Source organism: Dietzia sp. NCCP-2495, from assembly GCF_026011735.1.
Classification (GTDB): Bacteria; Actinomycetota; Actinomycetes; order Mycobacteriales; family Mycobacteriaceae; genus Dietzia.
In genome coordinates this window covers 1-5478 of record NZ_BRVN01000047.1, presented here as the reverse complement: position 1 = coordinate 5478, position 5478 = coordinate 1, and the positions used below count along the sequence as shown (strand labels likewise).

Annotated in this window: 3 rRNA genes; all 3 read right to left on the bottom strand. The window is 56.2% G+C overall.

Going from position 1 to position 5478, the window contains the following annotated elements:
- Positions 1-10: 10 nt before the first annotated feature.
- Positions 11-127, bottom strand: a 5S ribosomal RNA gene (gene rrf / locus OPF83_RS17230).
- 94 nt (positions 128-221) lie between these two features.
- A 23S ribosomal RNA gene (locus tag OPF83_RS17225) occupies positions 222-3325 on the bottom strand.
- Positions 3326-3689: 364 nt separating this feature from the next.
- A 16S ribosomal RNA gene (locus tag OPF83_RS17220) occupies positions 3690-5210 on the bottom strand.
- The 16S, 23S and 5S rRNA genes sit together here, the layout of an rRNA operon.
- Positions 5211-5478: the final 268 nt, after the last annotated feature.

Here is a 5478-nt window from a genome sequence, read left to right as displayed (position 1 = left end):
GTGAAGTTGTGTTCGGCGGTGACCTACTCTCCCACACCCTCGCGAGTGCAGTACCATCGGCGCTGGCAGGCTTAGCTTCCGGGTTCGGAATGGGACCGGGCGTTTCCCTGCCGCTATGGCCGCCGTAACTCTGCGAAACAAGGCTCCACACACTGTGTGTGTGGGTGTGTTGTTTCAGATACTGCACAGTGGACGCGAACTTTTGCTCTAAAGGACTGTTTGTGTGTAAGTCCTCGGCCGATTAGTACCGGTCACCTCCACGCATTGCTGCGCTTCCAGTTCCGGCCTATCAACCCCATGGTCTGTGGGGGGCCTTAACCCAGCTAGTGGGTGAGAAACCTCATCTTGGAACAGGCTTCCCGCTTAGATGCTTTCAGCGGTTATCCCTTCCGAACGTAGCTAATCAGCGATGCTCCTGGTGGAACAACTGACACACCAGAGGTTCGTCCGTCCCGGTCCTCTCGTACTAGGGACAGCCTTCCTCAAGTTTCTTACGCGCGCGGCGGATAGAGACCGAACTGTCTCACGACGTTCTAAACCCAGCTCGCGTGCCGCTTTAATGGGCGAACAGCCCAACCCTTGGGACCTACTCCAGCCCCAGGATGCGACGAGCCGACATCGAGGTGCCAAACCATCCCGTCGATATGGACTCTTGGGGAAGATCAGCCTGTTATCCCCGGGGTACCTTTTATCCGTTGAGCGACACCGCTTCCACTTGCCGGTGCCGGATCACTAGTCCCGACTTTCGTCCCTGCTCGACATGTACGTCTCACAGTCAAGCTCCCTTGTGCACTTGCACTCAACACCTGATTGCCATCCAGGCTGAGGGAACCTTTGGGCGCCTCCGTTACTCTTTGGGAGGCAACCGCCCCAGTTAAACTACCCACCAGGCACTGTCCCTAACCCAGATCATGGGCCGAGGTTAGACGGTCAATACGATCAGAGTGGTATTTCAACAACGACTCCATACACACTGGCGTGCATACTTCACAGTCTCCCACCTATCCTACACAAACCGAATCGAACGCCAATACCAAGCTATAGTAAAGGTCCCGGGGTCTTTTCGTCCTGCCGCGCGTAACGAGCATCTTTACTCGTAATGCAATTTCGCCGAGTCTGTGGTCGAGACAGCAGAGAAGTCGTTACGCCATTCGTGCAGGTCGGAACTTACCCGACAAGGAATTTCGCTACCTTAGGATGGTTATAGTTACCACCGCCGTTTACTGGGGCTTAAATTCTCAGCTTCGCCCACAAGGGGCTAACCGGTCCTCTTAACCTTCCAGCACCGGGCAGGCGTCAGTCCGTATACATCGACTTACGTCTTCGCACGGACCTGTGTTTTTAGTAAACAGTCGCTTCTCTCTGGTCTCTGCGACCACCCCCAGCTCCGACCGTAAAGATCATCACCGGGCGTGGTCCCCCTTCTCCCGAAGTTACGGGGGCATTTTGCCGAGTTCCTTAACCACAGTTCTCTCGATCGCCTTGGTATTCTCTACCTGACCACCTGTGTTGGTTTGGGGTACGGGCCGTGTATGAACTCACTAGAGGCTTTTCTCGGCAGCATAGGATCACTGAATTCCCCACAACGGGTACGCATCAAGTCTCAGCCCTTAATGTGACACGGATTTGCCTGTTGTCACGGCCTACACTCTTACACCAGTACAACCACTGACTGGCCCAGCTACCTTCCTGCGTCACCCCATCGCTTGGCTACTACCAGATCAGGTCCCGCGCATCCCCACCACGCGACCCGAAGGTCGTCTAGATGGTTCAGGGCGGTTAGTATCACTGATTCACCATGGGCGCGCATACACGGGTACGGGAATATCAACCCGTTGTCCATCGACTACGCCTGTCGGCCTCGCCTTAGGTCCCGACTCACCCTGGGCAGATTAGCTTGACCCAGGAACCCTTGGTCATCCGGCGGACGAGTTTCTCACTCGTCATTCGCTACTCATGCCTGCATTCTCACTCGTGTGGCCTCCACACCTGGATCACTCCGGCGCTTCCATGGCCACACGACGCTCCCCTACCCACCCACACACCTGCCCAAAAAGGGAGGTACACGTGCAAGTGCCGCGGCTTCGGCGGTGTACTTGAGCCCCGCTACATTGTCGGCGCAGGACCACTTGACCAGTGAGCTATTACGCACTCTTTCAAGGGTGGCTGCTTCTAAGCCAACCTCCTGGCTGTCTCAGCGATCCCACATCCTTTTCCACTTAGTACACGCTTAGGGGCCTTAGCCGGCGATCTGGGCTGTTTCCCTCTCGACTATGAAGCTTATCCCCCACAGTCTCACTGCCGCACTCTCACACCTCGGCATTCGGAGTTTGGCTGACGTCAGTAACCTTGTGGGGCCCATCGGCCATCCAGTAGCTCTACCTCCGAGGTGAAACATGCGACGCTGCACCTAAATGCATTTCGGGGAGAACCAGCTATCACGGAGTTTGATTGGCCTTTCACCCCTACCCACAACTCATCCCCTCAGTTTTCAACCTAAGTGGGTTCGCGCCTCCACGACGTCTTACCGTCGCTTCACACTGGCCATGGGTAGATCACTCCGCTTCGGGTCTAGAGCATGCCACTCACAGTCGCCCTATTCGGACTCGCTTTCGCTACGGCTTCCCCACACGGGTTAACCTCGCGACATACCACTAACTCGCAGGCTCATTCTTCAAAAGGCACGCCATCAGCCCGAAAGCCTCTGACGGATTGTAAGCACACGGTTTCAGGTACTATTTCACTCCCCTCCCGGGGTACTTTTCACCATTCCCTCACGGTACTAATCCGCTATCGGTCACCAAGGAGTATTTAGGCTTACCGGGTGGTCCCGGCAGATTCACAGCAGATTTCACGGGCCCGCTGCTACTTGGGAAACACAACACACCACCACGCCAGGCTTTCAGGTACGGGACTCTCACCCTCTACGGCCGACCCTTCCAAGTCGTTCCCCTAACCCGCGACAAGCAGTGCCTGATCCGGCAGAACCAGGACATCACGCTCCCACAACACCACACACGCAACCCCTGCCGGGTATCACACGCATGCGGTTTAGCCTCCTCCGCTTTCGCTCGCCGCTACTCACGGAATCACAGTTGTTTTCTCTTCCTGCGGGTACTGAGATGTTTCACTTCCCCGCGTTCCCTCCACACACCCTATGAATTCAGATGCGGGTAACACGCCATCACGCGCGCTGGGTTCCCCCATTCGGACACCCTCGGATCACAGTTCGTTTGGCAACTCCCCGAGGCTTATCGCAGCCTACTACGTCCTTCATCGGCTCTTGGTGCCAAGGCATCCACCGTGTGCTCTTACACACTTACAACACAAAACAATTAAAGATGCTCGCGTCCACTGTGCAGTTCTCAAACAACACACACCAACCCCACCCACACCCCACGGCCACAAAAACCACAAACCAGGTGCTTCGGGAATCAGTGCCAGAAAGAAACAACCAAACCCGAAGGCTTGACGGTGTTGTTTCAGACACCCAACAGTGTGTTTCATCCCGGACCCCACTCCCCCACCACGCCGGCCCCTGAAGCCGACACCAGTTGAGATCAACGCGAGATCCTGCGCGATAGTGTTCCACCCAATCGAGCCACCAGCCGATCCACACTCGGGACCGAAACCGGCGCAAACTCTGACCACACAACACCCACAGAGTGCGTGTGGTGAGTGCTCCTTAGAAAGGAGGTGATCCAGCCGCACCTTCCGGTACGGCTACCTTGTTACGACTTCGTCCCAATCGCCGATCCCACCTTCGACGGCTCCCTCCCACAAAGGGGTTGGGCCACCGGCTTCGGGTGTTACCGACTTTCATGACGTGACGGGCGGTGTGTACAAGGCCCGGGAACGTATTCACCGCAGCATTGCTGATCTGCGATTACTAGCGACTCCGACTTCATGGGGTCGAGTTGCAGACCCCAATCCGAACTGAGACCAGCTTTAAGGGATTCGCTCCACCTCACGGTATCGCAGCCCTCTGTACTAGCCATTGTAGCATGTGTGAAGCCCTAGACATAAGGGGCATGATGATTTGACGTCATCCCCACCTTCCTCCGAGTTGACCCCGGCAGTCTCTCACGAGTCCCCACCATCACGTGCTGGCAACATGAGACAGGGGTTGCGCTCGTTGCGGGACTTAACCCAACATCTCACGACACGAGCTGACGACAACCATGCACCACCTGTATACAAGCCACAAGGGAAACGACATCTCTGCCGCCGTCCTGTATATGTCAAGCCTAGGTAAGGTTCTTCGCGTTGCATCGAATTAATCCACATGCTCCGCCGCTTGTGCGGGCCCCCGTCAATTCCTTTGAGTTTTAGCCTTGCGGCCGTACTCCCCAGGCGGGGCGCTTAATGCGTTAGCTACGGCACGGAAGTCGTGGAAGACCCCCACACCTAGCGCCCACCGTTTACGGCATGGACTACCAGGGTATCTAATCCTGTTCGCTACCCATGCTTTCGCTCCTCAGCGTCAGTTACTACCCAGAGACCCGCCTTCGCCACCGGTGTTCCTCCTGATATCTGCGCATTTCACCGCTACACCAGGAATTCCAGTCTCCCCTGTAGTACTCAAGTCTGCCCGTATCGCCTGCACGCCCCCAGTTAAGCTGGAGGATTTCACAGACGACGCGACAAACCGCCTACGAGCTCTTTACGCCCAGTAATTCCGGACAACGCTCGCACCCTACGTATTACCGCGGCTGCTGGCACGTAGTTGGCCGGTGCTTCTTCTGCAGGTACCGTCACTTGCGCTTCGTCCCTACTGAAAGGGGTTTACAATCCGAAGACCGTCATCCCCCACGCGGCGTCGCTGCATCAGGCTTCCGCCCATTGTGCAATATTCCCCACTGCTGCCTCCCGTAGGAGTCTGGGCCGTGTCTCAGTCCCAGTGTGGCCGATCACCCTCTCAGGCCGGCTACCCGTCGTCGCCTTGGTAGGCCATTACCCCACCAACAAGCTGATAGGCCGCGGGCTCATCCTGCACCGAAAAACTTTCCAACCCCAGACCATGCGGCCGGGACTCATATCCGGTATTAGACCCAGTTTCCCAGGCTTATCCCGAAGTGCAGGGCAGATTACCCACGTGTTACTCACCCGTTCGCCACTCGTGTACCCCCGAAAGGGCCTTACCGTTCGACTTGCATGTGTTAAGCACGCCGCCAGCGTTCGTCCTGAGCCAGGATCAAACTCTCCATAAAAGCTTCTCAGCAAAAAAGAAAAGCACAATCCAAGCAAACAAAAACAAACCAAAACTGGCTGTCCTGTAAAAACGCGACCCCCAACGACAGGGAAGTCCAAGGGCCGCAAACCAAAAAAAATTTGGCACTATCACAAACAAAACACACTGTTGAGTTCTCAAACAACACCCACACACCACTCCACCACACCCTCAAAAGAGTCCAGCTTCACGGGGTGAAAACTGCTCGCCACCCCAACTCGGGGCAACTCCTCCAGCCTAACAGACCC